The organism is Rossellomorea sp. NS-SX7 (genome assembly GCF_052828565.1).
In genome coordinates this window covers 1,273,445-1,299,873 of the sequence record NZ_CM128249.1, presented here as the reverse complement: position 1 = coordinate 1,299,873, position 26,429 = coordinate 1,273,445, and the positions used below count along the sequence as shown (strand labels likewise).

29 protein-coding genes are annotated in these 26,429 nt (G+C 40.8%); 11 read left to right on the top strand and 18 right to left on the bottom strand.

Annotated elements, in window-relative coordinates:
* Positions 1-77 precede the first annotated feature (77 nt).
* Positions 78-359 carry a YlaN family protein gene (locus ACUXV2_RS06360; protein ID WP_446246200.1) on the bottom strand — a complete coding sequence of 94 codons (282 nt, stop codon included), beginning with the start codon at positions 357-359 and terminating at the stop codon, positions 78-80.
* Positions 360-507: 148 nt separating this feature from the next.
* The gene (glsA, locus tag ACUXV2_RS06355; RefSeq protein ID WP_446246199.1) at positions 508-1,428 is read right to left on the bottom strand and encodes a glutaminase A; all 921 of its coding nucleotides are present in this window, start codon (positions 1,426-1,428) and stop codon (positions 508-510) included.
* 139 nt (positions 1,429-1,567) lie between these two features.
* Here glsA and ACUXV2_RS06350 point away from each other — a divergent pair, with 139 nt between their 5' ends.
* On the top strand, positions 1,568-2,065 hold the full coding sequence (locus ACUXV2_RS06350) for a peptidyl-prolyl cis-trans isomerase (RefSeq protein WP_446246198.1): 498 nt from the start codon (positions 1,568-1,570) through the stop codon (positions 2,063-2,065).
* Between the two features lie 114 nt (positions 2,066-2,179).
* On the opposite strand, the gene ACUXV2_RS06345 is transcribed toward ACUXV2_RS06350, so the two are convergent.
* Positions 2,180-3,508, bottom strand: a complete 1,329-nt coding sequence (locus ACUXV2_RS06345) for a PhoH family protein (protein ID WP_446246197.1) — start codon at positions 3,506-3,508, stop codon at positions 2,180-2,182.
* A 178-nt stretch (positions 3,509-3,686) separates the two neighbouring features.
* On the opposite strand from ACUXV2_RS06345, the gene ACUXV2_RS06340 reads away from it, so the two are divergent.
* Positions 3,687-4,289, top strand: coding sequence for a YhcN/YlaJ family sporulation lipoprotein (locus ACUXV2_RS06340; RefSeq protein ID WP_446246196.1), 603 nt, complete (start codon positions 3,687-3,689; stop codon positions 4,287-4,289).
* A 34-nt stretch (positions 4,290-4,323) separates the two neighbouring features.
* Here ACUXV2_RS06340 and ACUXV2_RS06335 read toward each other — a convergent pair whose 3' ends face one another.
* The gene (locus tag ACUXV2_RS06335) at positions 4,324-4,779 is read right to left on the bottom strand and encodes a pyridoxamine 5'-phosphate oxidase family protein (RefSeq protein ID WP_446246195.1); all 456 of its coding nucleotides are present in this window, start codon (positions 4,777-4,779) and stop codon (positions 4,324-4,326) included.
* A gap of 249 nt (positions 4,780-5,028) precedes the next feature.
* Here ACUXV2_RS06335 and ACUXV2_RS06330 point away from each other — a divergent pair, with 249 nt between their 5' ends.
* Positions 5,029-5,229 (top strand): YlaI family protein, encoded by a 201-nt coding sequence (locus ACUXV2_RS06330; RefSeq protein WP_446246194.1) that lies wholly within the window; start codon positions 5,029-5,031, stop codon positions 5,227-5,229.
* On the top strand, positions 5,219-5,674 hold the full coding sequence (locus tag ACUXV2_RS06325) for a hypothetical protein (RefSeq protein ID WP_446246193.1): 456 nt from the start codon (positions 5,219-5,221) through the stop codon (positions 5,672-5,674). Before ACUXV2_RS06330 ends, ACUXV2_RS06325 begins: the two co-directional genes overlap by 11 nt.
* Positions 5,675-5,712: 38 nt before the next feature.
* Here the strand turns inward: ACUXV2_RS06325 and ACUXV2_RS06320 are convergent, their stop codons facing one another.
* Positions 5,713-6,021 (bottom strand): YlaH-like family protein, encoded by a 309-nt coding sequence (locus ACUXV2_RS06320; protein WP_446246192.1) that lies wholly within the window; start codon positions 6,019-6,021, stop codon positions 5,713-5,715.
* A gap of 23 nt (positions 6,022-6,044) precedes the next feature.
* Positions 6,045-7,883 (bottom strand): translational GTPase TypA, encoded by a 1,839-nt coding sequence (gene typA, locus ACUXV2_RS06315; protein ID WP_446246191.1) that lies wholly within the window; start codon positions 7,881-7,883, stop codon positions 6,045-6,047.
* Positions 7,884-8,166: 283 nt separating this feature from the next.
* Between typA and ACUXV2_RS06310 the strand changes: the two genes are divergently transcribed.
* A complete protein-coding gene (locus ACUXV2_RS06310; protein ID WP_446246190.1) occupies positions 8,167-8,352 on the top strand; it encodes a YlaF family protein in 186 nt (61 codons plus the stop codon).
* Positions 8,353-8,422: 70 nt separating this feature from the next.
* Here the strand turns inward: ACUXV2_RS06310 and ACUXV2_RS06305 are convergent, their stop codons facing one another.
* Both ACUXV2_RS06305 and ACUXV2_RS06300 read right to left on the bottom strand, forming a co-directional pair.
* Positions 8,423-9,214 (bottom strand): inositol monophosphatase family protein, encoded by a 792-nt coding sequence (locus tag ACUXV2_RS06305; protein WP_446246189.1) that lies wholly within the window; start codon positions 9,212-9,214, stop codon positions 8,423-8,425.
* 271 nt (positions 9,215-9,485) lie between these two features.
* Positions 9,486-9,686, bottom strand: a complete 201-nt coding sequence (locus ACUXV2_RS06300; protein ID WP_446246188.1) for a hypothetical protein — start codon at positions 9,684-9,686, stop codon at positions 9,486-9,488.
* A gap of 176 nt (positions 9,687-9,862) precedes the next feature.
* Here ACUXV2_RS06300 and ACUXV2_RS06295 point away from each other — a divergent pair, with 176 nt between their 5' ends.
* Positions 9,863-10,483 carry a YktB family protein gene (locus ACUXV2_RS06295; RefSeq protein ID WP_446246187.1) on the top strand — a complete coding sequence of 207 codons (621 nt, stop codon included), beginning with the start codon at positions 9,863-9,865 and terminating at the stop codon, positions 10,481-10,483.
* 45 nt (positions 10,484-10,528) lie between these two features.
* On the opposite strand, the gene ACUXV2_RS06290 is transcribed toward ACUXV2_RS06295, so the two are convergent.
* Both ACUXV2_RS06290 and ACUXV2_RS06285 read right to left on the bottom strand, forming a co-directional pair.
* Positions 10,529-10,801 (bottom strand): UPF0223 family protein, encoded by a 273-nt coding sequence (locus ACUXV2_RS06290; RefSeq protein WP_446246186.1) that lies wholly within the window; start codon positions 10,799-10,801, stop codon positions 10,529-10,531.
* Between the two features lie 19 nt (positions 10,802-10,820).
* On the bottom strand, positions 10,821-11,783 hold the full coding sequence (locus ACUXV2_RS06285) for an NAD(P)H-dependent flavin oxidoreductase (RefSeq protein ID WP_446247007.1): 963 nt from the start codon (positions 11,781-11,783) through the stop codon (positions 10,821-10,823).
* A 205-nt stretch (positions 11,784-11,988) separates the two neighbouring features.
* Between ACUXV2_RS06285 and ACUXV2_RS06280 the strand changes: the two genes are divergently transcribed.
* Complete coding sequence (locus tag ACUXV2_RS06280; protein WP_446246185.1) at positions 11,989-13,458, top strand: aminotransferase class I/II-fold pyridoxal phosphate-dependent enzyme; 1,470 nt, start codon at positions 11,989-11,991, stop codon at positions 13,456-13,458.
* A 150-nt stretch (positions 13,459-13,608) separates the two neighbouring features.
* Here the strand turns inward: ACUXV2_RS06280 and ACUXV2_RS06275 are convergent, their stop codons facing one another.
* Entirely contained in the window at positions 13,609-13,728 is a 120-nt protein-coding gene (locus ACUXV2_RS06275) for a GapA-binding peptide SR1P (protein WP_074439988.1), read from the bottom strand.
* A gap of 453 nt (positions 13,729-14,181) precedes the next feature.
* Positions 14,182-15,015, bottom strand: a complete 834-nt coding sequence (locus tag ACUXV2_RS06270; protein WP_446246184.1) for a polysaccharide deacetylase family protein — start codon at positions 15,013-15,015, stop codon at positions 14,182-14,184.
* A gap of 534 nt (positions 15,016-15,549) precedes the next feature.
* Here ACUXV2_RS06270 and ACUXV2_RS06265 point away from each other — a divergent pair.
* Complete coding sequence (locus ACUXV2_RS06265; protein ID WP_446246183.1) at positions 15,550-15,933, top strand: hypothetical protein; 384 nt, start codon at positions 15,550-15,552, stop codon at positions 15,931-15,933.
* Between the two features lie 81 nt (positions 15,934-16,014).
* On the opposite strand, the gene lpdA is transcribed toward ACUXV2_RS06265, so the two are convergent.
* The 5 genes from lpdA to ACUXV2_RS06240 form a co-directional block, all read right to left on the bottom strand.
* On the bottom strand, positions 16,015-17,424 hold the full coding sequence (gene lpdA, locus ACUXV2_RS06260; RefSeq protein WP_446246182.1) for a dihydrolipoyl dehydrogenase: 1,410 nt from the start codon (positions 17,422-17,424) through the stop codon (positions 16,015-16,017).
* A 4-nt stretch (positions 17,425-17,428) separates the two neighbouring features.
* A complete protein-coding gene (locus ACUXV2_RS06255; protein WP_446246181.1) occupies positions 17,429-18,793 on the bottom strand; it encodes a dihydrolipoamide acetyltransferase family protein in 1,365 nt (454 codons plus the stop codon).
* 124 nt (positions 18,794-18,917) lie between these two features.
* Positions 18,918-19,895: an alpha-ketoacid dehydrogenase subunit beta gene (locus ACUXV2_RS06250; RefSeq protein ID WP_446246180.1), complete on the bottom strand. Its 978-nt coding sequence runs from the start codon at positions 19,893-19,895 to the stop codon at positions 18,918-18,920.
* Positions 19,896-19,898: 3 nt separating this feature from the next.
* Positions 19,899-21,014 carry a pyruvate dehydrogenase (acetyl-transferring) E1 component subunit alpha gene (pdhA, locus tag ACUXV2_RS06245; protein ID WP_446246179.1) on the bottom strand — a complete coding sequence of 372 codons (1,116 nt, stop codon included), beginning with the start codon at positions 21,012-21,014 and terminating at the stop codon, positions 19,899-19,901.
* A 479-nt stretch (positions 21,015-21,493) separates the two neighbouring features.
* Entirely contained in the window at positions 21,494-22,153 is a 660-nt protein-coding gene (locus ACUXV2_RS06240; protein WP_446246178.1) for a YkyA family protein, read from the bottom strand.
* Between the two features lie 310 nt (positions 22,154-22,463).
* Between ACUXV2_RS06240 and def the strand changes: the two genes are divergently transcribed.
* A complete protein-coding gene (gene def / locus ACUXV2_RS06235) occupies positions 22,464-23,018 on the top strand; it encodes a peptide deformylase (RefSeq protein ID WP_446246177.1) in 555 nt (184 codons plus the stop codon).
* Between the two features lie 71 nt (positions 23,019-23,089).
* On the opposite strand, the gene ACUXV2_RS06230 is transcribed toward def, so the two are convergent.
* Positions 23,090-23,860, bottom strand: coding sequence for a Cof-type HAD-IIB family hydrolase (locus tag ACUXV2_RS06230; protein ID WP_446246176.1), 771 nt, complete (start codon positions 23,858-23,860; stop codon positions 23,090-23,092).
* A 680-nt stretch (positions 23,861-24,540) separates the two neighbouring features.
* Between ACUXV2_RS06230 and ACUXV2_RS06225 the strand changes: the two genes are divergently transcribed.
* Positions 24,541-24,747 carry a DNA-dependent RNA polymerase subunit epsilon gene (locus tag ACUXV2_RS06225; RefSeq protein WP_446246175.1) on the top strand — a complete coding sequence of 69 codons (207 nt, stop codon included), beginning with the start codon at positions 24,541-24,543 and terminating at the stop codon, positions 24,745-24,747.
* Positions 24,748-24,751: 4 nt separating this feature from the next.
* Positions 24,752-26,419, top strand: a complete 1,668-nt coding sequence (gene rnjA, locus ACUXV2_RS06220; protein WP_446246174.1) for a ribonuclease J1 — start codon at positions 24,752-24,754, stop codon at positions 26,417-26,419.
* Positions 26,420-26,429: the final 10 nt, after the last annotated feature.

The window sequence follows — 26,429 nt, the reverse complement described above, 5'->3', positions numbered from 1 at the left end:
CACCGTTATGTTTTATGTACCTCTACAAAAAAACTCAAACAACAGAGTGCAGTATTGTTTGAGTTGTCATGACTATTTTACTTTTTTGTAGACGCATCATGAAGGGCAGAAAGTTGTCTTTCTAAAGAATCAATCAATTCCTTGCCATCTCCATCGTCCACGAGCCCTAATCGGACTGCAAATTCTATTTCACGGGATAATCCGAACATTTGGGTATCCAATACTTCCTCATAAAGAGGACATTGGGGCATCGTTAAATTATCCATTTGTACTTTGATTAGCTGTAAAATCTTTTCTGCATCAGCCTTTAATAATTCATAGGCTTTCTCTCGATGATTAACTGTCATTTCTGACGCCACAGTGATCCCCCCATTCCGAACAAATAGCATTCCTGTCTTAAAATTTTATCGTTAAATTGCATAAATTGCAAGAACAATTAGCGTATTTATAAGGATTGAATTTGTGAAATAGACAGTTATCAGTCGATGATGAACAATGATCTTTTTATTAGAAAATACTCCATGAATACTTAGCACTGAGACCTTCAAGAAGTTTCACTCCGGCAATGCTGTTTCCCACCTCATCCAGAGCGGGACCGAATATTCCTATGCCGCACCGGCCAGGCACACTTCCCATTATCCCGCCGGACACTCCGCTCTTTGCAGGGATTCCCACCTTAATGGCAAATTCCCCTGAACTATTGTACATTCCGCACGTCACCATAAAGGTTTTACAAATCCTTGCAACATCCCTTGTGATAAGTTGTTTTCCACTCTCGGGATCCAGACCGTCATTAGCAAAGACAGCACCTATTTTCGCAAGGTCCATGCAGTTCATTTCCACAGCACATTGTTTGGTATACAGAACTAATAAGTCTTCTACATTCCCCGTAATGACACCATGCTGTTTCATAAAATAGCATAACGAACGGTTTAAATTGGCTGTCTGTAATTCTGAATAAGCCACATCTTCATTATATGTAACTTGCTGTCCTGTCAAATGACAAACGAACTCTATTAACCTTTCCCATTTTTCGAAAACCGTGTCTCCTTTAATCATATTCGTGACTGCTAAAGCACCTGCATTAATCATTGGGTTAAGCGGCTTGGAAGGTCTATTCGTTTCGAGCTTGGCAATTGAATTAAAGGGGTCCCCTGTCGGCTCCATCCCGACTTTGGAAAACACTTCCTCTTCTCCATTATCCATTAACACCAGCGCAAGTGTAATTACCTTCGAGATACTTTGAAGCGTGAATTTTTTCAAATGATCCCCTGCATAGAAGGACTCATTTTCGATGGAATAGATACAAATCGCTAAATCTTCAGGATTTTGGTCACTCAATGCGGGAATATAATCTGCTACCTTTCCATATGATGCAAAGGACCTCGCGATCTCTACTAATTCTCCCAATAGGTTTTGGTCTGACATTTATACCTCAGCCTCCTCCATTTTCTTTATACGTTTCCCTAATTCCAGTAAATGAAACAGTGAAAATGCTTACATGAAATCATGTGACAAACACTCTAATAACCGATATACTAGTACTATTGAAAGGGAGGAATCTGCAGTGGAAAGCATCGTACCGATCAAAGGTAAAGTAAAGTTTGTCATCACATTGGATTCCGGTGTATGGATTTTTGATGACAGAAAGATTGATTTAAACACATTTTTCGAAGAAGGAAGCATCATGAAAGACGAACTTGAAGAATATACAAAAGCTGTGTCAAAGCATTGGTCCCGTGAAATCCAGGAGGGTGCCACTTATCCTCCGACGTTAAAAACAGAAAAGAAGTATGAAAAGGAAAAAGTCCTCACAGGCACATTTGCCATGCCTCTTACTCCATTTCTAAAGAACGCGGAACCGCTTGAAGATGCTTCGAAAATCATCTTAGAAACAGCTGCCGGTGATTACAGCTTCGGTATCGATGAAGCAGATGACCTGCTGATGGGTTTTTCTAAGAATGGGAAACCGTTGAAGGAAGATGGTCCGATCCATATTCTCTTTAAAGACGGATCCAACCGGGAAAATCCGATAACGGATGTAAAAGCTTTTCGTCTTGAGTGATCAACTTCCGAATCATTTGCCTACATATATGAAAAAAAGCCGGTGAAGGAACCCCTTCACCGGCTTTTTCATATGGTATAAATGTATTTGTTTTCATGATACTTACACATTTTTTTATAAAAGATCTGCTGCGAGCTGGGCAAGTCCTGAACGCTCACCTTTCATCAATTTGACATGGCCGGCAATCGACTGATCTTTGAATTTTTCAACCACATACGTTAACCCGTTATTGTATTCATCAAGGTAAGGGTGGTCGATTTGGGCGGGATCCCCCATCAAGACAATCTTACTTCTTTCCCCAACCCTGGTCAGTATGGTTTTTACTTCGTGCTTCGTAAGGTTCTGTGCTTCATCAATGATGATGAACTGATCAGGTATGCTTCTGCCTCTTATATAGGTAAGGGCTTCTACTTCAATGGATGCCATGCCTGCTAATATGTCATCCAGTTCCCCAGGTTTTTTCACATTGAACAAATATTCAAGGTTATCGTAAATCGGCTGCATCCACGGTCTGAGCTTTTCTTGTTTCTCACCCGGGAGATAACCTATATCTTTTCCCACGGGTACGATCGGACGAGCCACCAGGAGCTTGTTGAATTTGTGAAAATCCTCTGTTTGCAGCAGACCGGCTGCGAGCGCCAACAGCGTCTTACCTGTCCCTGCTTTACCAATCATCGTCACGAGTGAAATATCGTCTCGAAGCAGAAGCTCAGTCGCCATTGTCTGCTGGACATTCCTTGCCTTTATCCCCCACATGTGGTCATGATCATATACTAACTTTTTCACTTTCGTTCCAGAGCCATCAACCATACCGAGGGCAGAAGCCGAGCTCCCCAGTGCATCTTTCATGATGATGAATTCATGCGAATAAAAGCGCTGATGCGTTATATCTTTAAGGGTCAATTCCCCTTTTTCATAAAATTTGTTCACCAATTCCTTATCAATATACAACTCATTGAAACCGCTATATATGTCATTGACCTCAACTACCCGGTCACTTAAAAAGTCTTCAGCCTGCAAACCCAGTGCATCTGCCTTCACCCTTACAAGCGTGTCCTTACTCACCAATATGACTGATTTCCCGTCCTCTTTTGCTTCTTCTTCCAAAGAAAGGTTTTTCGCGACAGCCAGAATCCGGTTATCATTTGTTTTCTCTACGAATATTTCTTGAAGTTCGTGAAAGGAACGGTGATTCAATTCAATTCTAAGCGATCCTCCTGTGTACAAAGGGATCTTTTCATGGAGCTTTCCTTCTTGCCTTAAATTATCGATCAGTTTTGATACATGTCTTGCGTTTCGTCCGATTTCATCCATGTAACGCTTCTTCGAGTCCACTTCTTCTAATACGACTGCTGGTATAACCACCTCATTGTCCTGAAACGAAAAGATGGCTTGTGGATCTTGTAATAAGACATTGGTATCTAATACATAAATTTTTTTCAAATCGATGCCTCCTGCTCCTCATTTCTTATTACTATTGTATGTAGCCAAAGTTCATCCGGTTATTCCCAGCTACTCAAATAGGACGGCCCGTTTCTTAAAATATATGAATAAACGTATAAAGATAGAAGAAAATTACACAATAAGAAAAGATATTGAAATTAATTCGGGAGGTACTGACATGAATAAAATCATCTCTCTGATTGGGATTGTCCTATTCCTATCGGCATGCGCCAATAATAATGAGGTAGGATACGAAAAGAATCCACAATCCGACAAGAATAAACCAATCACGGTTCAGGACAGCAATATCCAGCATGTTGAAAGAAAATCCGGTCAGCAAATATCAAAACATCTCGTTAACTTGACTACCAGTGTTCCGGATGTAAAAGACGCGACTGCAGTCGTCATAGGTAAATATGCGTTCGTAGGTATCGATATTGATTCCGATGTCGAACGTTCTCAAGTCGGATCCATTAAATATTCTGTAGCTGAAGCTTTAAAAGATGATCCATATGGTGCCCAGGCAATCGTAGTTGCTGATCCTGACGTCACTGCCCGGCTGAAAGAAATCAGTAAAGATATTCAGCGCGGGGAACCTGTTCAAGGTATCATGAACGAACTATCTGATATTTCCGGAAGGCTCATGCCTGAAATCCCGCGTTCACTGAAGCAGACCGATCCTGAGAACGCACCGAAGGAACCAAAGAAAAAAATGAATCAATCTAAAGAAAATCAATTAAATAAAGAACAAGAAGAGCAAAGCGAGCATCATATTGAATAAATAAACCACGTAAAAAGCCATGAAAAAGCTGGATTCAGACTTTTTTCATGGCTTCAATTACTTGGCGGTCCAATCGATCAGCAGCCGCTTTATCATATGTTTTTACATAGGTAGGCTCAGTTGAGATCTTAGAGCCGTAAAACATCACATCTCTCACTTCATTGATCTCCAACTTGATGAGAGTAAGTTTCAGAGGAACCCCTTCAAGGTGTTCCTGTTCGACTTCGGCCTTTCCGCTGATGGAATACGTGGACTCATTCGCAATCAGATTAATGACTGCAAGGGCGTTTTTCTTAATATTTTCAACGATCTTAGATTTTTGATTCACAGTGAAAAGCACCGTCTCTTCATCTTTGGCAAAAATCCATGAAACGGCATTGACATTTGGCCCGCCACTTTCATGGTCCACAGTGGACAGTGTCACAAAGCGCTCAGATTGAAGTTCTTCGAATAGTACCGGAATTAAGCCAGGTTCAACTTGGTTAGCCATACATTCCCTCCTCCATGTCCTTCACTGCACCTTCACGAGAATATAGACATGCTTCTCTTAGTATGCCTATATATATGACAATTCGTGAAGTCATTTTAATTGTCCTTCTTTTTTCTTTCGATATCATTATACATCAATTAATGAAGTATTAAACAAACAAAAGCGTAAAGTAAATGAAGGCATTAGCCCATACTACATGATATACTGAAGAAAGATATCTTATGAGAGAAAAAGCAATGGGGTGTTCAAATGCGTGTAAAATGTGCTTTATGTGAAGTTATAGAAAATATTGACGATTATTCTTTGGAAGCGAAAAGGCTGCGAAACAGGCCAATACACACTTACATGTGTGACTCCTGTCACAAAAGAATCACGAAAAAAACGGAAGAACGGGCCGCAACCGGCAATTTCAATTTATATCGTTCACCAAAAGTAGAAGATGACTTCTAAACATTCCATCGAGGGGGTAGGGATCGGGATAGCTTCCGGAATCGTTCTGGGGGTATTCCTTAAGCTCCTGCAGTCCCTGACTGGTATAAAAGTATACGTACTTCTTCTGAATGTTGATTTCATCCCTTATATAGGGGACATCCAATGGAATGAATGGGCTGAATTCATGTTCCACTTAATCATTTCCTGTTTGATCGGGTTTGTATTTGTCTTCCTGATTGATCAAATCCACCTTTCCGGCAAGGAGGTATGGGTTTTGGCATTTGCCCTGACCTTGCCCGCGTTCCTTTTGTATTTTCCACTTTCAACCCTTGCCATCAAGGATGTCCCGGAGGCGAATGACCCTTCAGGGATTTCACTATGGTTCATTGGTCATCTCGTATACGCAGTTTCACTGCCGCTTTTTTATGGTGCAGTACAGAGATCAAAAAGAAAATCTTCATAATGAAAAAGCTGCGGTCATCAAAAGACCGCAGCTTTTTATTATACATTTCCTTTTTTCTTTTCATTGTTCAGGCGGACCTTATAAATGATCAATATAAGAGCCGCTACCACAAGACCCTCGGCAACCGGTAAAAAGATCCCTAAAAACGTCAGAACCGTACATCCGACGATTAAGAATAAATAAATCACAATCGATTTACCCAGCGGCAGCTTTTTGGCAAAACCAAGTTTATAAACTAAAATCGAGAGTCCTACAATGGTTAAGTAAAGAAGCCACATTCCCAATTCCGCATTTTGATCGACACGGTAAAGGGATGCGAAAAAGGATAAACGTTCTGTTACATCCATCTCCAGCTCCCCCTTCACTTAGTTTATTGAGACACTTTGCTCTTTTTTTCCGCTCTTTCACGTTCATTCTTATCAAGAATTTTTTTACGGAGACGGATTGATTCAGGTGTTACTTCACAATACTCGTCATCGTTCAGATATTCAAGCGATTCTTCAAGCGTCATGATCCTTGCCTTCTTAATCGTAACGGTTTGATCCTTGTTTGCAGAACGAACGTTTGTCGCTTGTTTAACCTTCGTGATATTAACGGTAATATCATTTTCTCTTGTATGCTCACCAACGATCATACCGCCATAAATTTCAGTACCTGCTTCAACAAAGATGATTCCGCGGTCTTCCACTTGCATGATTCCGTATTGTGATGCTTTTCCTGTTTCCATTGAAACCAATACTCCTTGACGACGTCCGCCGACACGGCCTTTTTGAAGCGGCTGATAGCTGTCAAATGTGTGGTTGATGATACCATATCCACGTGTAAGGGTCATAAACTCTGTTGAATAACCGATTAATCCACGAGCAGGGACCATGAAGATTAAACGGACTTGACCATTACCATTGTTCACCATATCAAGCATTTCACCTTTACGCTGACCAAGTGATTCAATGACACCGCCCATATATTCTTCCGGAATATCGATTTGAACACGCTCTACAGGCTCACACTGAACACCATCAACTTCCTTGATGATTACTTGTGGCTTAGATACTTGTAACTCGTATCCTTCACGACGCATGTTTTCAATCAGGATGGAAAGATGGAGCTCTCCACGGCCTGAAACCGTCCACGCATCAGGTGAATCTGTCGGCTCAACGCGTAAGCTTACATCAGTTTGAAGCTGAGCAAGAAGCCTCTCTTCAATTTTTCTTGAAGTAACATATTTACCTTCTCTTCCTGCAAACGGGCTGTTGTTTACTAGGAATGTCATTTGGAGTGTTGGCTCGTCAATACGAAGGACCGGTAGTTGATCTTGATGTTCAACCGGACAAACCGTCTCACCAACGTTAATATCTTCCATTCCGGAAACTGCGATCAAATCACCGGCTTTTGCTTCTTGGATTTCTTCACGCTTTAATCCAAAGAAACCGAAGATTTTCGTAACACGGAACTGCTTCACAGAGCCGTCAAGCTTCATCAGGGCTACCTGTTGACCAACCTTCATCGTCCCTCTGAACACACGGCCGATCCCAATACGGCCGACATAATCATTATAGTCAAGAAGTGCTACCTGGAATTGAAGCGGTTCTTCGGAATTATCGACTGGTGCAGGGATGTGCTCGATGATTGAGTCATATAAACACTGCATGTTTTCGTCTTGTTTTTCCGGATCCGGGTCAACGCTTGCTGTACCATTGATAGCAGAAGCATATACAACCGGGAATTCGAGCTGTTCATCATTCGCATCCAATTCAATGAATAACTCTAATACTTCATCGATGACTTCTTCTGGACGTGCTGATGGCTTGTCAATTTTATTGACAACAACGATTGGTGTAAGATTTTGTTCAAGCGCTTTTTTAAGAACAAAACGAGTCTGAGGCATACACCCTTCATATGCGTCCACAACAAGTAAAACACCATCTACCATCTTCATGATACGTTCTACTTCGCCTCCGAAGTCTGCGTGTCCTGGTGTGTCAAGAATGTTGATGCGTGAATCTTTATATTGAATAGCAGTATTTTTCGCTAAGATCGTAATACCGCGTTCTCTTTCCAAATCATTTGAATCCATTGCACGTTCTGAAACCTGCTCATTTTCACGGAAGATTCCAGATTGCTTTAATAGCTCGTCCACTAAAGTTGTTTTTCCGTGGTCAACGTGAGCGATGATAGCAATATTTCTAAGATCATTTCTTAAGTTCATATTTCCACTCCTGAATATATTGGATTTCTTTCCTAGAAGGCTAAAGATAAGGATATTTCTGTTCAACTAGACCATTATAGCACAGCGCGGCTGAAATCCCTAATAAATATTGCATGGACACTCCCACTATAAACACAGCACTTTTCCATTCAGCACGGTACAGCTCATTAAATTTTGCCATTGCACATTTTTAAGCCTCTGGTAGAATTTAAGTAAGCAGTTTCATCAGCTAATTAGTTTTGGTATAACGATTGATGAAATACATATTACCGGAGGTGTTAAGATGGGTAATATCAAATGGATTTTCGTACTGTATTCTCTTTTGGCTGCCGTATCACTGATGGGCATCGCCATCTCAATAAGTCTGGCAAGCCCTCTGCTAGCAGCGGGCAGCTTAGTCGCACTCACCATTATCATGGGGTTCGGATTCACTACGAAAAAGAGATACCGTGAAGAAGGCAGGCTATAAATATTAAGCAAAAAAAGCTGAATGATAAGTTCATTCAGCTTTTTTGATTTCTGCTATTCATCCAACGGAATCAGCTCTTAAGATATTCGTTCAGGATCTTGCCGTGCAGGCCGGGTTTACCTACAAATAAAGAACTCTTTTTCAGCGGGTTCAAATCTTCCCCTTCTAAATCCGTTACAACCCCGCCCACTTCTTCAATCAGGATCTTGCCGGCCGCAAAATCCCAAGGTGCTAACCGCATACTGATGTATGCATCCAACCTTCCGGAAGCGATATATGCCATTTCAATCGCGGCTGATCCGTATGACCGGGTGCCTCTTACCTTTTGAACCAAAGGAGCTAACACTGTTGGATCGATGCGTTTATTAGTTGTCATCCACTGAGCATTTAAGGCAATGACAGAATCTTCGACTGGTACCTCGCTAAGCGACGGAAGCTTCACATCGTTCATATAAGCTCCACTGCCGCGCTCTGCATGATACAGCTCATCATGAACGACATCATAGATATACCCAAGCATCCCCGCCTGATTTTCATAAACACCTATTGAGATAGCAAAGTTCCTTTGTTGATGGACAAAATTCATCGTCCCGTCTATCGGGTCGATAATCCATGTCACCCCTGATAAATCCTTCAGTTCGTCTCCAAATCCTTCTTCACCGAGTATTTTGTGGTCTTGATATGTACCCCGGATTTTTTCTATGAAATAGCGCTCAGTCGCCTCATCCATGTCCGTTACCAAATCATTGCGGTTGGATTTTGTTTTAATATTCAATTCAGACTTAAAAGACTCTCGGATCGTCTTCCCTGCTTCCATGATCCAAGCTCTAACATTCTGGTCTACTTCTTTCCAATTTGTCACACTATTGACCTCCAATACTAAGTGAAAACATTCTGACAGTACTTATTTTATCGACTTATTTTTACCCTTAAACCGTTTTTTCATTACGAATCACTGATGTTCCTATAGCTCTTTAGCTTAATGGAAAAAAAGGGAGGATTCAAGTTATTCACTCTTATCGCACCTTTTAAAAGCTGACAAAAAAAGCGAACTCTACTTATGTAAATAGGAGTTCGCCTTCAATTTTGAAATTTTAATACACTCATCTTTATACCCTCTCTAAGGCAAAACGTTATAAAGCTTTCATTTTCATTAATTCTTCCCTAATATTCATCAGCTTTTCTTTAGACTTTGTCTGGTTTTCTTTGTTTTTTGTTTGAATAGCTTCGAACAATACAGCTAGCTCATAATCCATTTCGAGTCTTAATACATTTAAACGCTGTTGTTGAACATCACGTTTTTTTGACGTGTTCATTACTTGTTTCAAGGCCATGCACCCCTTCCGTGTTTTTCGATTTATCTGATTGTTCTGATAATATTTAATACATATTATGAAATTTCATCTCATCTTGTAACTAAAATGTGCAGACACCCAATGAACAAGCTCATTACTACATTTAACCTATATCCATGTGTTAAAATATGACCATTAGATAAGGAGGCTGCATAATGAAGTTCAACGGATTCAGCAACAAAGATTTTGATGTGTTCACAATTAATGGATTAGAAAATAGAATGGAAGCCATTCAAGAGCAAGTACGTCCCAAACTTGAATATTTGGGTGAGTACTTCTCACCTGTCCTCAGCACGTTAACCGGAAATGAGATGTTCTATCATGTGGCTAAGCACGCACGCCGGTCAGTTAACCCGCCAGATGATACCTGGGTGGCCTTTGCCGATAATAAACGCGGCTATAAAAAACACCCTCACTTTCAAATAGGTTTATGGGAAACCCATTTATTCATCTGGTTCGCAATGATTTATGAAGCTCCACACAAAGCAGAATTCGGTAAAAAAGCTGAAGAAAATGCTGATAAGATAAGAACGATTATTCCTCCAGGCTATGTATGGTCTGGTGATCATACAAAGCCTGAAGCTGTACCTTTTTCTTCCATGTCCCGGGACGAATTCATCTCATTATGTGAAAGAGTACAAAAAGTAAAGAAAGCTGAACTGCTGTGCGGTCTTCACTTGGATCGGGAAACAGTGACTGAACTAAGCGGTGATGAGCTGATCCATAAAATTGATAGTGTCTTTGAAACACTTTTACCCCTTTATAAAATGAACTAAACCCACTTTGTATGTTAAAAAAACGACAGCCTGCAGGCTGTCGTTTTACTTCATGGAGATCAAGTCGGCTTCACCGGCTTCTTTCATTTTTTTCACTACATGGTAAGAGGAGTATCCACTCGATTCTTCAAATTCACCGCAGACCTTTTTCTCCTCCGATTTACTCGGGACAATTTCCTTGAATTTTCGGTAACGAACCATCAGGTCCTCTTTTTTAATTCCTTTTTCATACGCTTTTTCAACCGCTTCAAAGAACGAAATGACATCGATAACTTCTTCGGTTGACCAATCTATGGATAAAGGATATTGATATTCCATTTGTACAACAACTCCTTGATTAATTCCATCTACTGCGGATTCTTTCTGCCTCGCTGACCATTCTCTGAATCAGGCAATCAACGGTCGGGATATCCGTTATCAACCCCATGACCTGACCGGCCCATCCAAACCCCTCTTCACTGGCTCCGTTATATATATAACGCTTATTAGCTTCCCCGCTGATCAGCGTCTTTAACCCTTCATATCCTGATCCGGTTTGTTCTTCCTGCAGGATTTTGTCGGTCCAGGAATTCGAAATGGCTCGTGCCGGTGCACCGAGAGGACGTTTAATCACTACTGTATCATTCTCGCTCCCCTCTAACAAGGCTCTTTTATAATCTTCAGATGCGTGCACACACTCCCTGGTCGCAATAAACCTTGTGCCCATTTCTATTCCCTCAGCCCCGAAACACAGTGCCGCCATCAATCCTCTTCCATCACCTATACCTCCCGAGGCAATGACTGGTATCGATACTGCGTCAACTACTCCAGGAATCAAGACAAACGTTCCTATATCGTCTTTGCCTAAATGGCCACCACCCTCATGGCCGACCGCCATGACAGCATCCGCACCAAGCTGTTCAGCTTTTATCGCCTGCCTTTTAGAAGCAACCAGTACCAGCTTGATGATTCCCGTCCCCTCCAATTGCTTAAATAACGGCGCAGGGTTCCCTCCAGTTATTGAGACAACGGGAACATCCTCTTCAATGGCTGCCTCAACGAATTTCTCGAATGGCCGTCCATGCTGCCCAATGGCAAAATTGACACCAAAAGGCTTATCAGTCAACTTCTTCACTTTCCTGATCTCTTCCCTCAACTCATCAGGATGATCAAGGGACATTGCAGTTATTTGCCCAAGTCCCCCGGCATTCGATACTGCAGCTGCAAGTTCTGCATATGCCAGGTGAGCAAGCCCTCCCTGAATGATGGGATATTTAATGTTTAATAATTCAGTTACTCGAGTCGTCCAATTCACTTTTATCCCTCCTACACTACACGTATTCTTTATAAAACAAATAATTTCCTTCAAGATGCTTAAAATGAATAAAGTATGGGCAAATACCACTATGCAAAGAAAAACCTAAATGCTATAATTCTTTTGTTTGAAAAAGACTATCATAGCTTTTTTCCGATATCAGTTGATCATTGTAAATATACACAAACATATCAAAGAGGTGTTGAATGAATTGTCTCAATATGAAACGCCGTTATTTACCGGCTTAATTGAACATAGCAAAAAGAATCCAGTACAGTTTCACATCCCCGGGCATAAGAAAGGCGCTGGAATGGATCCCGAATTCAAAGAATTCATCGGGGAAAATGCCTTGAGTATCGATTTGATTAACATCGGTCCCCTTGATGATTTGCATCAGCCAAAGGGAATGATCAAAAAAGCACAGGACCTTGCTGCAGAAGCTTTTGGTGCTGACCATACATTCTTCTCGGTACAAGGAACAAGCGGGGCCATCATGACCATGGTCATGAGCGTATGCGGACCTGGAGATAAAATCATCGTTCCAAGAAACGTGCACAAGTCTGTCATGTCCGCAATTGTTTTCTCAGGAGCAACTCCGATCTTCATTCATCCAGACATTGACGAAGATTTGGGGATTTCCCATGGAATTACTACAGATGCAGTTGCTAAGGCATTGGAGCAGCACCCTGATGCCAAGGGCGTTCTTGTCATCAATCCAACATATTTTGGTATTTCTGCCGATTTAAAGAAAATCGTTGAAATCGCTCATTCATACGATGTTCCCGTCCTGGTGGATGAAGCCCATGGGGTCCACATCCATTTTCACGATGATTTACCCCTCTCTGCCATGCAGGCGGGTGCAGACCTTGCCGCTACAAGCGTACACAAGCTTGGGGGATCGATGACACAAAGCTCCGTCCTGAACATGAAAGAGGGTCTTGTTTCCCCTAAAAGGGTCCAAACCATCTTAAGCATGCTGACGACAACATCCACTTCATACCTGCTGCTGGCTTCATTGGATGTAGCAAGAAAGCGCCTGGCGACCGAAGGACATGAGCTGATCAGTTCGACCATAAATCTGGCCGAAAGAATCAGGGATGAAATCAATACGATCGACGGCCTTTATTGTGTAGGTAAAGAGATTCTCGGCACTAAGGCTACACATGATTATGACCCTACAAAATTGATCGTATCGGTAAAAGAACTGGGTATCAGTGGGTTTGACGCTGAAAAATGGCTGAGGGAAGCTTATAACATAGAAGTCGAAATGTCCGACCTTTATAACATCCTCTGCATCATTACTCCTGGGGATACTGACATGGAAGGCAATCAATTAGTCAGCGCCTTACGGGAACTGGCGAATCAATTAAAAAAGCACGGAGATATCACTCCGGTAACCGTTATGCTGCCTGATATCCCTGTTCTGGCAATTACTCCACGCGATGCCTTCTATGCAGAAACAGAGGTCATCCCGATTGATGATTCTGCCGGACGAACGATCGCAGAGTTCATCATGGTTTATCCTCCAGGCATTCCTATTTTCATACCTGGAGAGATCATTACAAAAGAAAACATCCATTACATCAAGACCAATATCGAAGCAGGCTTGCCCGTTCAGGGGCCAGAGGATTATGATCTTAGACACTTAAGAGTAATAAAGGAACATCGTGCGATCAGATAATCCATCCCCTTCCCGGACCCCATCAATCAAGATGGGGTCTTTTCAATTGGTTTGAAACAAAATAAAAAGGTGAAGAAGATTGATCTTCTTCACCTTTCACTATATGTTTACCCCTTTAAGTCTGAACTGCCTCCGCAAACCCTGTAAAGATTAATCGTCTATTTCTACATCATCATTACATTCGCAGCAATTAGAGAATAAAACAGAAACCTTCTCATCTTCGTAATGTTCAATTGTGTTAAGGCATGATTGACAAACAATTGTTCCCATCTTTTTTCCTCTCCTTTAATGATGTTTTGTAAGCGTTTTATCTTAACTGACTCTATAATAATATAACACATTTAAAAAATCAACCTTAAATTGTATAACATATTTAAAATATTTTTCTTTTAATTAGTCATATTATTGAATGATATGCTCTTGTTGATCCTCTCATAACGGATATTATTACTTTTTATCAGTTAGTTTTTTCAAAATGCACCATTTACCTTTTAAACATAGACCGTTCCTTTCCGCTGCAGGCACTTGCTTTCCGCGGGGAGGAAGTCGAGCCTCCTCGACGTTCCGTCTGCGGGGTCTCGACTTTCCCTCAAATCCCGCAGGAGTCAAGTGCCTGCAGCTCCAATCCACTCTAGGTTTAAAAATTGCTACTACTAATCACAATATTTAGATTTAAAAGAGCAAACAAAAAAACCTGAACGATATACATTCAGGTTTTTACAATTACGGTGTTTGTATTTTATTTGGGTCGAGGGTTTCGTAGCCTTTTTCCCTGAGTCCTATTACGATGTCGGTCAAGCCTTCGCTGGTCCATGTGCGGTCGTGCATGAGGAGGTTTGCACCGTTATTTAGGTATGGATTGTTAATCATGATATCGGTGATTGCTTCCTTTGTTTGGTACTGTTTCTCCCAATCGTATCCGTATGTCCAATTCATAAGGGCCATTTTTTCTTCTGCGGCAATCTGTCTGCTGTAATCTGTATTCTGCCCAAAAGGAGCTCTAAAGAACTTAGGGCGTTCTCCGGTAATCGATTCAACCAGGTCACTCAATGAAATAATCTCTTCTTTTTGTTTTTCAGGTGAGAGGTCCGGCAGTGCACTATGACTGTACGTATGGTTGCCTATCACAAATCCCATGTCATGGATTTTTTTCAAGATCTCTTTTTCTTCTGGAGTATCAAGAAAATGCCCATTCACAAAGAAGATTGCAGGGGCATCTAATGCTTTCAAATCTTCAGCCATTTTCAGCGCGTGTTTATCAGGAGCATCATCGATCGTCAACAGGACGACTTTGGCATTTTGATCAGCAATCGGTTCAATGCTCCAATTGTTTTCATTTATTTTGTATTGCGGCTCCTGAACCACTTCTTCAGCCTCTTCAGAAACGGCTGCGTCTTCTTGATTATCTTCTGTTTCAGTACCACCTGTTTCTTCAATGTTCACTGTTTTGTCTTCTGAATCTTTAGCCGGTGCAGGTTCTTTTGAAACATTGGCAGGTTCATTTGAACAAGCAGTCAATAGAAACAATGTCAATCCTGCTGCGATAATCTTCTTCATTATTCTCACCCTTTATTATTCACTTTGAATATTTTAACATATTCTGTGCGTAACTGGATAAGAATTAAAAGATTTCCATTATATTCTCAAATATTAGTTTAAATGCAAAAAAACAAGACAAGCTGAACGATGTTATAAATAAGGTGAGCTTTCTGGATTGGACAATTTTTTTAGCTGCTATAAAAGCTAAATAGAAGAACAATACAAACATGATCCATTTATATTCCACATGATCTTTGACAGATATCCATTCTGCAATATAAAAAATACTCCATAAAATCATCTGTATAAGAAAAGCAACATAAAATTTCATGTAAAACACCCTTTTATCTTGAGTATGTTTACCATTGAATGTATTAACATAGTATATTCTTTCAATGTTACTTTCATTATTGATGTCTTTTCATTTCTGTAACATTTTAATGACTTATCCCTTTTCCATTTTGGCATATGATAAAATGTGACCAATGAATAGGTCTTTATTCGCATTAATCACTTAAGTTAATGGGCATCGCTAAGAAAAGAGGATGATGTATGAAACATTTACTTACCTTGATTATGTTAGCATCAACAGCGTTACTTCTCACTTCATGCAATGATATAGCAGCAGATAAGGTAGTTTTGGCAGAGGATAGATTCATAGAAAGACAAGTCATTTTTTTCACAGATGAACGAAATATTTCTAAAGAAGTTGCATATTATGATGCCATTATAGAACTTAAGAACAAATATCCTGAAGATCTCAAACACCTCGAAGTAGTAAATTACAGTTCAGATCAATCCAACCCAAAAGTCCAATCCCCTGTCTACCCTGCCATTGTCGTTGTAGATAACAATCAAGTTGTCACTAAAATCACAGGAAAAGCACATAAGGATACGATTGTAAAATCGGTTTCTAATGCTATAAAAAAATGGTGATCTCTCTCTTGCCCTGAACTTATTTTCTCAATATAAAAAAAGATGACCCTGAATATTTCAGGGTCATCTTTTTATTGATTGTTACTTCACGATATGGATAGGGCTTCCCATCGCAACTTCTGCTGCTTCCATTGAAATTTCTCCAAGTGTCGGGTGAGCATGAATTGTCATCGCAACATCTTCAGCAGTCATTCCGGATTCAATCGCAAGACCAAGTTCAGCGATCATGTCAGATGCGCCAGAACCGACGATTTGAGCTCCGATTATCAGACCGTCTTCTTTACGAGTCACAAGCTTCATGAAGCCTTCAGAAGAATTAAGAGCCAATGCACGGCCATTTGCAGCAAATGGGAATTTAGCTGCAACCACTTCAATTCCTTCTTCTTTTGCTTCAGCTTCAGAATAGCCTACTGTTGCAAGTTCCGGATCTGTGAAGCAAACCGCAGGAATTCCAAGGTAATCAATTTCAGCCGGCTCACCAGCGATTACCTCAGCAGCGATTTTTCCTTCATAAGATGCTTTATGAGCAAGTGGTGGTCCATCAACGATATCACCAATCGCAAAGATGTTAGGAATGTTCGTACGGCATTGCTTATCAATTTTGATAACACCGCGGTCTGACATTTCAATTCCCACTTCTTCAAGACCGATTTCATCCGTATTAGGACGACGCCCAACTGTTACCAGGACATAATCTGCTTCGACAGATTTCTCTTCACCTTTTACTTCATACTTAACAACTACTCCGCTGTCACTTTCTTCAACGCCTTTAGCCATTGCTTTTGTGACAACTTCAACACCTTTTTTCTTAAGACCTTTTTTCACGACTGTTGTCATCTGCTTTTCGAATCCACTTAGGATATCGTCAGCACCTTCAAGAATCGTTACTTCAGAACCTAAGTTAGCGTATGCCGTACCAAGCTCAGTACCGATGTAACCTCCTCCGATTACAACAAGCTTGCTTGGAATTTCCTCAAGTGCCAATGCACCAGTTGAATCAAGAACGCGTTTAGAGAACTTGAAGCTAGGAATTTCAATCGGACGTGAACCAGTTGCAAGGATCAGGTTTTTAAACTTATATGTTTGCGCAGAGTTATCGTCCATTACACGCAATGTGTTTTGGTCTACAAGGTAAGCTTCTCCGCGAACAATTTCAGCTTTGTTGCCTTTTAGAAGTCCTTCAACACCGCCGGTAAGCTTTTTAACAACGCCAGCTTTCCATTCTTGAACCTTATCAAAGTTAACTTTTACGTTCTCTGCAACGATCCCCATATCATCTGAATGCTGTGCTTGATGAAAACGGTGACCTGCAGTGATAAGTGCTTTTGATGGGATACAGCCAACGTTCAAGCAAACGCCGCCCATGTTTTCTTTTTCAATGATTGTTACCTTTTGTCCAAGCTGTGCTGCACGGATCGCTGCAACATATCCTCCAGGACCTGAACCAACTACTATAGTATCTGTTTCAATTGGGAAATCTCCTACTACCATCGCATTACGCCTCCATTAATAATAATTCTGGATCGTTCAACAAACGCTTAATATGGTTAAGTGCATGTTGAGCAGTAGCTCCATCAATCATACGGTGATCGAAGCTCAATGATAATGCTAACACAGGTGCTGCTACAATTTCACCATTTTTAACTACAGGTTTTTCAGCGATACGGCCTACTCCAAGAATAGCAACCTCTGGGTGGTTGATGACAGGAGTGAACCATTGACCGCCGGCAGAACCGATGTTCGTGATTGTGCATGATGCACCTTTCATTTCATCACCTGAAAGTTTACCGTCACGTGCTTTACCAGCGAGTTCATTGATTTCATTGGAAATCGAGAACATTGATTTTCGATCTGCATTTTTCACAACCGGTACTAATAGACCTTTGTCTGTGTCAGCTGCAATACCGATATTGTAGTAATGTTTTTGGACGATTTCGCTTGTAGAATCATCGATTGACGTATTTAATGCAGGGAACTCACGCAGTGCACTTGTCAGAGCTTTGACGATGTATGGTAAGAAAGTCAGTTTAACACCTTTTTCAGCTGCAACTTCTTTGAACTTCTTACGGTGAGCCCAAAGCTTAGTAACATCTACTTCGTCCATCAACGTCACGTGAGGAGCTGTGTGTTTAGAGTTAACCATCGCTTTTGCGATTGCTTTACGCATTCCACTCATCTTCTCGCGTGTTTCTGGGAAGTCGCCTTCTGGCGCTTTAGGCGCAGCTGCTTTTGCTTCCTCTTTAGCAGGCGCTTTTTCTTCTGCTTTTTCTTCTGCCGCTGGGGCTTCAGCTTTTGCTCCGCCTCCGCTTAAGAATGAATCGATATCTTCTTTCATTACACGGCCGTTTTTCCCGGAACCGGAAACTTGACGGATTTCAACGCCATTTTCCCTTGCATATTTACGGACTGACGGCATAGCAATGACGCGTTTGTTTGGATCAACTTCAACATCGGCCGTACCTTCAGCTTTTTCTTTTTCAGCTTCAGGAGAAGCGTTTTTGTCAACATCTTGACCTTGTTCTGCTGTGGCTTGAACCTGGCCTTCCGTTTTTTCTTCTGCTTTAGCTTCCTCTTTCTTACTGCTTTCGCTGTCGCTTCCTTTGAATTGAAGGTCTTCATAGCCAGGTGCATCGAATTTAATCAATGTATCTCCAACAACAGCTACAGTTCCTTCATCAACTAGAAGTTCCTCAACCGTTCCAGCAACTGGAGATGGAATTTCAACTACTGCTTTATCATTTTGGACTTCACATAGTACATCGTCTTCTTCTACTTTATCGCCAGGTTTAACAAACCACTTTACGATTTCACCTTCATGGATACCTTCACCAATGTCCGGTAATTTGAATTCGAAAGACATGGATTCTACCTCCTGTATTGAATAATAATATAGATGAATTTTTTTATATCTTTATCTGTCTAATTATCTGCTTAAACGGGAAAAGAGAAGGGAATGAACCCTTCTGTTTTCTCATGTAGATCAATTAAAATTCAAGTACTTTCTTAGCTGTTTCGATAACATCCTTATGGTTAGGAAGCCATACAGGCTCTGCTTGAGAGAAAGAGTAAACTGTATCTGGTGCTGCTACTCGAAGTACAGGAGCTTCAAGGCTCAGGATTGCACGGTCATTGATTTCAGCAACGACATTTGCAGCGATTCCCGCTTGCTTTTGTGCTTCCTGAACGACGATTGCACGGTTTGTCTTCTCAACAGAAGCCATGATTGTGTCGATATCAAGCGGGCTGACAGTACGCAGGTCTACAACCTCTACTGAATAACCCTCTTTTTCAAGTTCATCAGCAGCTTTGATCGATTCATGAACCATTGCACCGTAAGTGATGATGGATAAGTCTTTACCTTCACGCTTCACTTCAGCCTTGCCCAGTTCAATTGTGTACTCCTCTTCAGGTACCTCTTGACGGAAAGAACGGTATAATTTCATGTGCTCAAGGAAGATAACAGGGTCGTTATCACGGATAGATGAAATTAATAACCCCTTTGCATCATAAGGTGTTGAAGGAATGACCACTTTAAGACCTGGCTGTTGAGCCATTAGGCCTTCTAAGCTGTCCGCGTGAAGCTCAGGAGTATGTACCCCTCCACCAAATGGTGAACGAACTGTGATTGGTGCAGTATATGTTCCGCCTGAACGGTAACGCATACGTGCCATTTGTCCAGAGATGGAATCCATTACTTCGTATACGAAACCGAAGAATTGAATTTCAGGGACTGGACGAAACCCTTCCAATGCTAGTCCGATCGCTAAACCGCCGATTCCGGATTCTGCAAGAGGTGTATCGAATACGCGGTCTTCGCCGAATTCTTTTTGAAGTCCTTCCGTTGCACGGAATACACCGCCGTTTAGACCTACGTCTTCACCAAAAACTAATACGTCTTCGTTGTTACGCAGCTCTGTGCGCAGTGCATCAGTGATTGCTTGAATCATTGTCATTTGCGCCATGGCTTATTTCGACTCCTTTTCTGTGTAAATGTCTAATTGCTCTTTTAAGTTATATGGAAGCTCTTCAAACATGTTATTGATGAAATCAGTAACTTTTTGTTTTGGCTCTCCATCAGCTTTCTTAATCGCTTGTTTGATATCTTCTTTTGCTTCTTCAATGACTTCGTTTTCTTTCTCTTCGCTCCATAGCCCTTTTCCTTCAAGGAACTTACGGAAGCGTACCAATGGGTCTTTCTTTTCCCATTCAGTGTCCATTTCAGAAGTACGGTAACGGGTAGGGTCATCCCCAGCCATTGTATGCGGACCATAACGGTAGCACATTGTTTCAATCAGGGAAGGTCCTTCACCGTTCACTGCACGCTCTCTTGCTTCACGCGTAGCAACATAAACAGCCAATGGATCCATTCCATCCACTAGGATACCAGGGATTCCTGCAGCAACAGCTTTTTGAGCAATTGTTTTACCTGCAGTCTGCTTGTCACGAGGTGTAGAAATCGCGAACTGGTTGTTTTGGACAACGAAAATTGCCGGAGCAGCATAAGAACCTGCGAAGTTGATTCCTTCATAGAAGTCACCTTGTGAAGATCCGCCGTCACCTGTATAAGTGATAGCAACTGCTTTCTTTCCGCGCTTCTTAAGACCCAATGCAACACCTGCAGTCTGAATGTATTGAGCTCCGATGATGATTTGTGGAGATAATACATTTACGCCTTCAGGAGGCTGGTTGCCTTTGAAGTGTCCACGTGAGAATAAGAATGCCTGGTATAGTGGAAGACCATGCCATACGATTTGTGGTACATCACGGTATCCTGGAAGAATCCAGTCCTCTTTCTCAAGTGCAAAGTGAGAAGCAATCTGTGAAGCTTCCTGTCCTGCTGTTGGTGCGTAGAAACCTAAACGTCCTTGACGATTCAGGGAAATTGATCTTTGATCAAGAATACGAGTGTAAACCATGCGGCGCATTAATTCCTGAAGATCCTCATCGGAAATTTCCGGCATTGCGTCTTCGTTTACTACTTCGCCTTCTTCGTTTAAAATTTGAAACATTTCAAACTTGTCTTCAATCTGTTCGAGCGTTTTCACTGCATCGAATTGTGCCTTCTTTGATTTAGAAGCCATCGAAGTCACCTATCCTTTCTGTATACATTTATTTTGGTTTTTTACATACAAAGTTTAGAATACCCAAATTCAGTATGACCTACCACAATACTTGCGAATCACATTATAGATAGTTTTCCACAAATAATAAGAAAGAAAACCCATATTTGCATAATAGGTTATCTGTATTAGTCTGTATCATACTTTCACTAATACAACTTTAACTACCTTTCATAGTTTACAATATTAAAAAACATCTCGTCAACGACAAAGTATTATAATTTCAATATACTTCTAAAAGTCTATATCATATCAAAATCCATTTAGAAAAAACTGTATTAGTTAAACCTGAGCACCTGTTATATATAAACCACCCCTATTTTACGATCTGTTATAGAGTAAGGACAGAAACTTGGATAGGGGTGATAAGATGGCCGTTTTAGAGCACAAAAAAAGAAAGGCTTGAGATCAGTTGTCCCTAGCCTTTCTTCCTTATCTTTTTATTCTTTTTCTTCAACCTCTATACCTGCAGTTGAATAAAAGCCTTGTTTAAGTTTGTTGAATTGTTCCGTTTTTGTGTTATATTCCTCGTTCAGCTTAATTGTTTTATCATATGCGTCATTAATGGAAGTAATTTGTTTTTCTAGTTCTTCCATCGTCAATTCTTTCTTTTTGAATAATTCATATAGTTTTTTATCCTGAGACAGTGCATGTAAGTATGAATCGGTCAATTCTTCATGAAGCTTATATCGTTCTTTCATTGTCATTTCCAATTTTCCAGCTTCACTTTTGAGTTTGTCATCTTCCAACTCTGAAATAAATCCATCCAAATCAGAAAACGTTTCTTTTGCTTCCTTCATAGCTTTACGTTCTTTCTCAATATATTCTGTCCGCTCAGAAATATTTTTAAGAGCGTCATCAGATAGTTTTACAATTTTATCGAATTCTTTCATTCCAAGGTTCATGATTTCGCCATAGATTTCTTTTTCTTTCTTCTCTAAACCCTGGAGAGGTTTCTGTACCTCAACATACTGATCTTCCTTAGCTACTGTTTCTTCCAGAACATCATATATATTCTCCTGGGGCGAAGCGCCTCCTATACATCCCATGAGAATAAAAATGGCTGCACCTAAAACGAAAGCAAAACGAAATTTCGACACAACTAGATCCCCCTTAACTATATAACATCTTCTACTATATCTCCGTCTACATCATTTGACAATAGGGATTTACAACTGTGGAAAATTTTGTCGATTAGACTTTTATCCTATATCCATAACTATGTACAAGGACCATAAAGTATTCCTCCATTAATAAAACACGGCACTGTTAACTTTTTGATAAGAAAATGCTAGACTTATTTTATGCATATTGGTATATCTTATTAAGAGTCAATACATATATATTCTTATATAGAATGAACACTGTCTGAATATACAGCGCCGCTGATTGTTGTAAGGAGGAAGATTCATGATTACGATGAAAGACATCATCCGCGAAGGCCACCCTACCCTTCGCAAAGTGGCAGAAGAAGTACCCCTGCCTCCATCGACCGAGGATAAGGAAATATTAGAGAGTTTACTTGAATATGTAGTAAACAGCCAGGACCCTGAGGTTGCAAGCAAATATGGGCTCAGACCAGGAATCGGCCTGGCAGCCCCTCAAATCAATATTTCCAAGAAAATGCTTGCTGTTAACGTTGTAGATGAGAAAGGTACACTCTACAGCCATGCATTATTCAACCCTAAGATTATCAGTCATTCAGTTGAGAAAGCTTATCTGACTTCCGGGGAAGGGTGCCTTTCCGTTGATCGTCAGGTTCCCGGATTTGTTCCACGCTACAGAAGAGTAACGGTCAAGGGATGGAATATAGACGGGGAAGAAGTCAAACTCAGGCTGAAAGGACTTCCGGCTATCGTATTCCAGCATGAAATCGATCATTTGAACGGTATCATGTTTTACGATCATATTAACGAGGAAAGTCCTTTCGAACCTATCCCAGGTGCCCTTGCCATTGATAGATAGTCAAAACGAACGTTGCTAAATAAAAGGACGCATTCACATGAAGTGAATGCGTCCTTTTGACTTTTTAAGCCTTAAATTAATTGAAGTTCTTTTAACCCGCAGTAGATCCCGTCCTCATCGACCGGTTTTGTAATCATGTCGGCATGTTTCTGCACTTCCGTAACAGCGTTGCCCATCGCAACTCCTGTTCCTACTGATTGGAGCATTTCAATATCATTAAGGCCATCTCCAAATGCATACACATCCTTCATTTCAAATCCCAAGCGATCAATCATCTTCTTGATCCCTTCCGCTTTCGAACCGCCTCCGGGGAGGATATCCATCGAAAATTGATGCCAGCGGATAAAAGTGAACTCCTTGTATTTATCTCTATAGAAACCTTCTTCTTCTGCTGGGCAGAATAATAGCGACTGATAAATATCGCGATCTTTATAGAAGTCCGGAGAATATCCCGGATGAGGAAACTTCAGACTACCCATGCTTTCTTCAATATAACGATGGTGCTTATGGTTTGCCTTCATCGTTTCATGATTCAGATGCACGACAGGGTGTGCGTTTCTATGACTGTCTTCCAGCAGTTCCTCAAGCTTTTCAACGTTAAGCGGATTCGTATAGATGACCTGGTTTTCAAAGACGACATATTGCCCGTTGAAAGAGACAAATGAATCAATGCCCAGTTCTTCTCTTAATCCTTCATACATAAAAGGGGCTCTGCCTGTCGCAATCGCAACATACGTCCCGTTTGCCTGCAATGTTTTAATTGCTTCTTTTGTTGCATGGGGTAATTTTTTATCATGATCCAGTAGAGTTCCATCTATATCAAAGAAAACTATTTTTTTCATCGCTAATCTCCTTTTTCTTTCCTTTAAAAATTATCTGATTGATTCGTTTTATAACGTAAACCTTTCAATATTAATTGTCAAACAACATCGATTACCATACTTATCCATGTAAGAGAATCAATAAATTCCGTACACTATAAGTAAGACAATAGAGACGTTAGCATGATTGCACCTTTACTTCAGTGGACATTCTCGGTAAACTAATGATAAGGAGTGAGCCATATGTTAAAGAAGCTAAGAAAGAAGCTTTTAAAACAGTGGAAAGATATTCTCAAAAGAAAAACAATTGCTTAGACTGACTCCCTTTAACACTAGTTTCTTGCAGACAAAAAAGAATGTTATACGTTTAGGGACTGAGGCCATTAGCGAGCATTTTTTCGTCTCCTATGGTTTCGGTCCCTCTCTTATTTATATAATCAATTTTATAGGGAGTTCCTCGTAAAACTTTATTTACTGCCGGGAATCCTTTATAATCAAAACATACATAATCAATATTATCATGGTAGATTACATTTTATTATTGTTTATTAATAGAAGATTTAAGGGGCTTTCCCTTTTAAATAGGGCATGATCCTTTTATGAAAGGTAGGTTAACGCTTACCTGCTCGACATAGTTGATAACTTTTTTATCATAGATGAAAGTTAGATTTTTTGAAAACGGATAAGGAGAGAGAAAAAACATGATTTTCAAAGTATTTTATCAAGAAAGTAAAGCTGAAGTGCCTGTTCGCGAATGCACAAATTCACTTTACATGGAAGCAGAGTCTGAAAGGGAAGTACGCCTAAAACTTAAAGACCAACCTTATAACATTGAATTCGTACAGAAGCTAGAGGGCGCTTTTTTAGAGTATGAACAAAACCACCATTCTTTCGAGCTGGAGAAGTAATCAGATGAAATTTGTAAAGAATGACCAAACCGCAGTATTTGCCCTTGGCGGTTTAGGTGAAATCGGAAAGAACACATACGGCGTACAATTTCAAGACGAGATCATTTTGATCGATGCGGGAATTAAATTCCCAGAAGATGAATTGCTCGGTATCGACTATGTAATCCCGGATTACACATACCTTGTAAAAAATGCAGATAAAATTAAAGGTCTATTCGTCACTCATGGTCACGAAGACCATATCGGCGGAATTCCATACTTGCTTCGTGAGCTGAACATTCCTATTTATGGAGGCAAGCTTGCTCTTGGCCTCATAAAAAATAAACTAGAGGAACATGGTTTATTAAGAAATGCCAAGCTGAACGTCATTAAAGAAGATGATGTGATCAAGTTCCGCAAAACATCTGTGACATTCTTCAGAACGACACACAGTATTCCTGATTCTTATGGAATCGTGGTTAAGACACCACCTGGAAATGTCGTTCACACTGGAGACTTCAAATTCGATTTCACACCAGTCGGCGAGCCCGCGAACCTTGCCAAAATGGCTGAAATCGGTAAGGAAGGAGTTCTCTGCCTGCTTTCTGACAGTACAAATGCTGAAGTCCCTAACTTCACGATGTCTGAACGCAAAGTTGGTGAAAGCATCAATGATGTTTTCCGTAAAGTAGATGGTCGTGTCATCTTTGCAACCTTTGCTTCAAACATTCACCGTCTGCAGCAAGTAGTAGAATCAGCTGTTTATCATAACCGTAAAGTTGCAGTTTTCGGACGCAGCATGGAAGCAGCCATCACAATCGGTCAGGAGTTAGGTTATATTACTGCCCCTAAAGATACGTTTATCGACCATGGACAGATTAACCGCCTTCCTGCTAATGAAGTCGTCATCCTTTGTACCGGTTCACAAGGTGAACCAATGGCGGCGTTATCAAGAATAGCGAATGGTACTCACCGTCAGATTCAAATTCAGCCTGGAGATACTGTTGTATTCTCTTCTTCCCCTATTCCAGGGAACACGATCAGTGTTAACCGCACGATCAACCTGCTGTATCGTGCAGGTGCTGAAGTCATCCACGGTCCATTGAACGATATTCATACTTCTGGTCACGGCGGACAGGAAGAAATGAAACTGATGCTGCGCTTGATGAATCCAACGTTCTTCATGCCGATTCACGGTGAATTCCGTATGCAGAAGATGCATGCTCAGCTCGGCGTTGATTGCGGAGTGCAAGAAGGCAATTGCTTTATCATGGATAATGGTGAGGTTCTGGCTTTAAGCAGTGATTCTGCCCAGGTTGCAGGGAAAATCCCTTCCGGAAATGTCTACATTGATGGTAGCGGAATTGGAGATATCGGAAACATTGTATTGCGCGACCGCCGCATCCTTTCTGAAGAAGGACTTGTCATCGTTGTCGTAAGCATCGATATGAAAGAATTCAAGATCGCTTCTGGCCCGGACTTAATTTCAAGAGGATTCGTTTATATGCGTGAATCAGGTGATCTCATCAATGAAGCACAGAACCTAATCGCCAAGCATTTAAACAAAGTCCTTGAAAGAAGAACATCACAGTGGTCTGAAATCAAAAATGAAATCACCGATACATTGGCTCCATTCTTATATGAAAAAACAAAAAGACGTCCAATGATTTTACCAATCATCATGGAAGTATGATAAAAAGGCT

Coding starts and splice junctions, on each gene's coding strand:
- ACUXV2_RS06255 (WP_446246181.1), bottom strand. CDS start 18,793: ATGTCTTTCGAATTCAAATTACCGGACATTGGTGAAGGTATCCATGAA.
- ACUXV2_RS06320 (WP_446246192.1), bottom strand. CDS start 6,021: ATGGATGTAACAGAACGTTTATCCTTTTTCGCATCCCTTTACCGTGTC.
- ACUXV2_RS06250 (WP_446246180.1), bottom strand. CDS start 19,895: ATGGCGCAAATGACAATGATTCAAGCAATCACTGATGCACTGCGCACA.
- ACUXV2_RS06340 (WP_446246196.1), top strand. CDS start 3,687: ATGAATAAAATCATCTCTCTGATTGGGATTGTCCTATTCCTATCGGCA.
- ACUXV2_RS06265 (WP_446246183.1), top strand. CDS start 15,550: ATGAAACATTTACTTACCTTGATTATGTTAGCATCAACAGCGTTACTT.
- rnjA (WP_446246174.1), top strand. CDS start 24,752: ATGAAATTTGTAAAGAATGACCAAACCGCAGTATTTGCCCTTGGCGGT.
- ACUXV2_RS06290 (WP_446246186.1), bottom strand. CDS start 10,801: ATGGAATATCAATATCCTTTATCCATAGATTGGTCAACCGAAGAAGTT.
- ACUXV2_RS06300 (WP_446246188.1), bottom strand. CDS start 9,686: ATGGCCTTGAAACAAGTAATGAACACGTCAAAAAAACGTGATGTTCAA.
- ACUXV2_RS06310 (WP_446246190.1), top strand. CDS start 8,167: ATGGGTAATATCAAATGGATTTTCGTACTGTATTCTCTTTTGGCTGCC.
- ACUXV2_RS06325 (WP_446246193.1), top strand. CDS start 5,219: ATGACTTCTAAACATTCCATCGAGGGGGTAGGGATCGGGATAGCTTCC.
- ACUXV2_RS06335 (WP_446246195.1), bottom strand. CDS start 4,779: ATGGCTAACCAAGTTGAACCTGGCTTAATTCCGGTACTATTCGAAGAA.
- glsA (WP_446246199.1), bottom strand. CDS start 1,428: ATGTCAGACCAAAACCTATTGGGAGAATTAGTAGAGATCGCGAGGTCC.
- ACUXV2_RS06270 (WP_446246184.1), bottom strand. CDS start 15,015: ATGAAGAAGATTATCGCAGCAGGATTGACATTGTTTCTATTGACTGCT.
- ACUXV2_RS06275 (WP_074439988.1), bottom strand. CDS start 13,728: ATGGGAACAATTGTTTGTCAATCATGCCTTAACACAATTGAACATTAC.
- typA (WP_446246191.1), bottom strand. CDS start 7,883: ATGAACTTAAGAAATGATCTTAGAAATATTGCTATCATCGCTCACGTT.
- def (WP_446246177.1), top strand. CDS start 22,464: ATGATTACGATGAAAGACATCATCCGCGAAGGCCACCCTACCCTTCGC.
- ACUXV2_RS06295 (WP_446246187.1), top strand. CDS start 9,863: ATGAAGTTCAACGGATTCAGCAACAAAGATTTTGATGTGTTCACAATT.
- pdhA (WP_446246179.1), bottom strand. CDS start 21,014: ATGGCTTCTAAATCAAAGAAGGCACAATTCGATGCAGTGAAAACGCTC.
- ACUXV2_RS06225 (WP_446246175.1), top strand. CDS start 24,541: ATGATTTTCAAAGTATTTTATCAAGAAAGTAAAGCTGAAGTGCCTGTT.
- ACUXV2_RS06330 (WP_446246194.1), top strand. CDS start 5,029: ATGCGTGTAAAATGTGCTTTATGTGAAGTTATAGAAAATATTGACGAT.
- lpdA (WP_446246182.1), bottom strand. CDS start 17,424: ATGGTAGTAGGAGATTTCCCAATTGAAACAGATACTATAGTAGTTGGT.
- ACUXV2_RS06230 (WP_446246176.1), bottom strand. CDS start 23,860: ATGAAAAAAATAGTTTTCTTTGATATAGATGGAACTCTACTGGATCAT.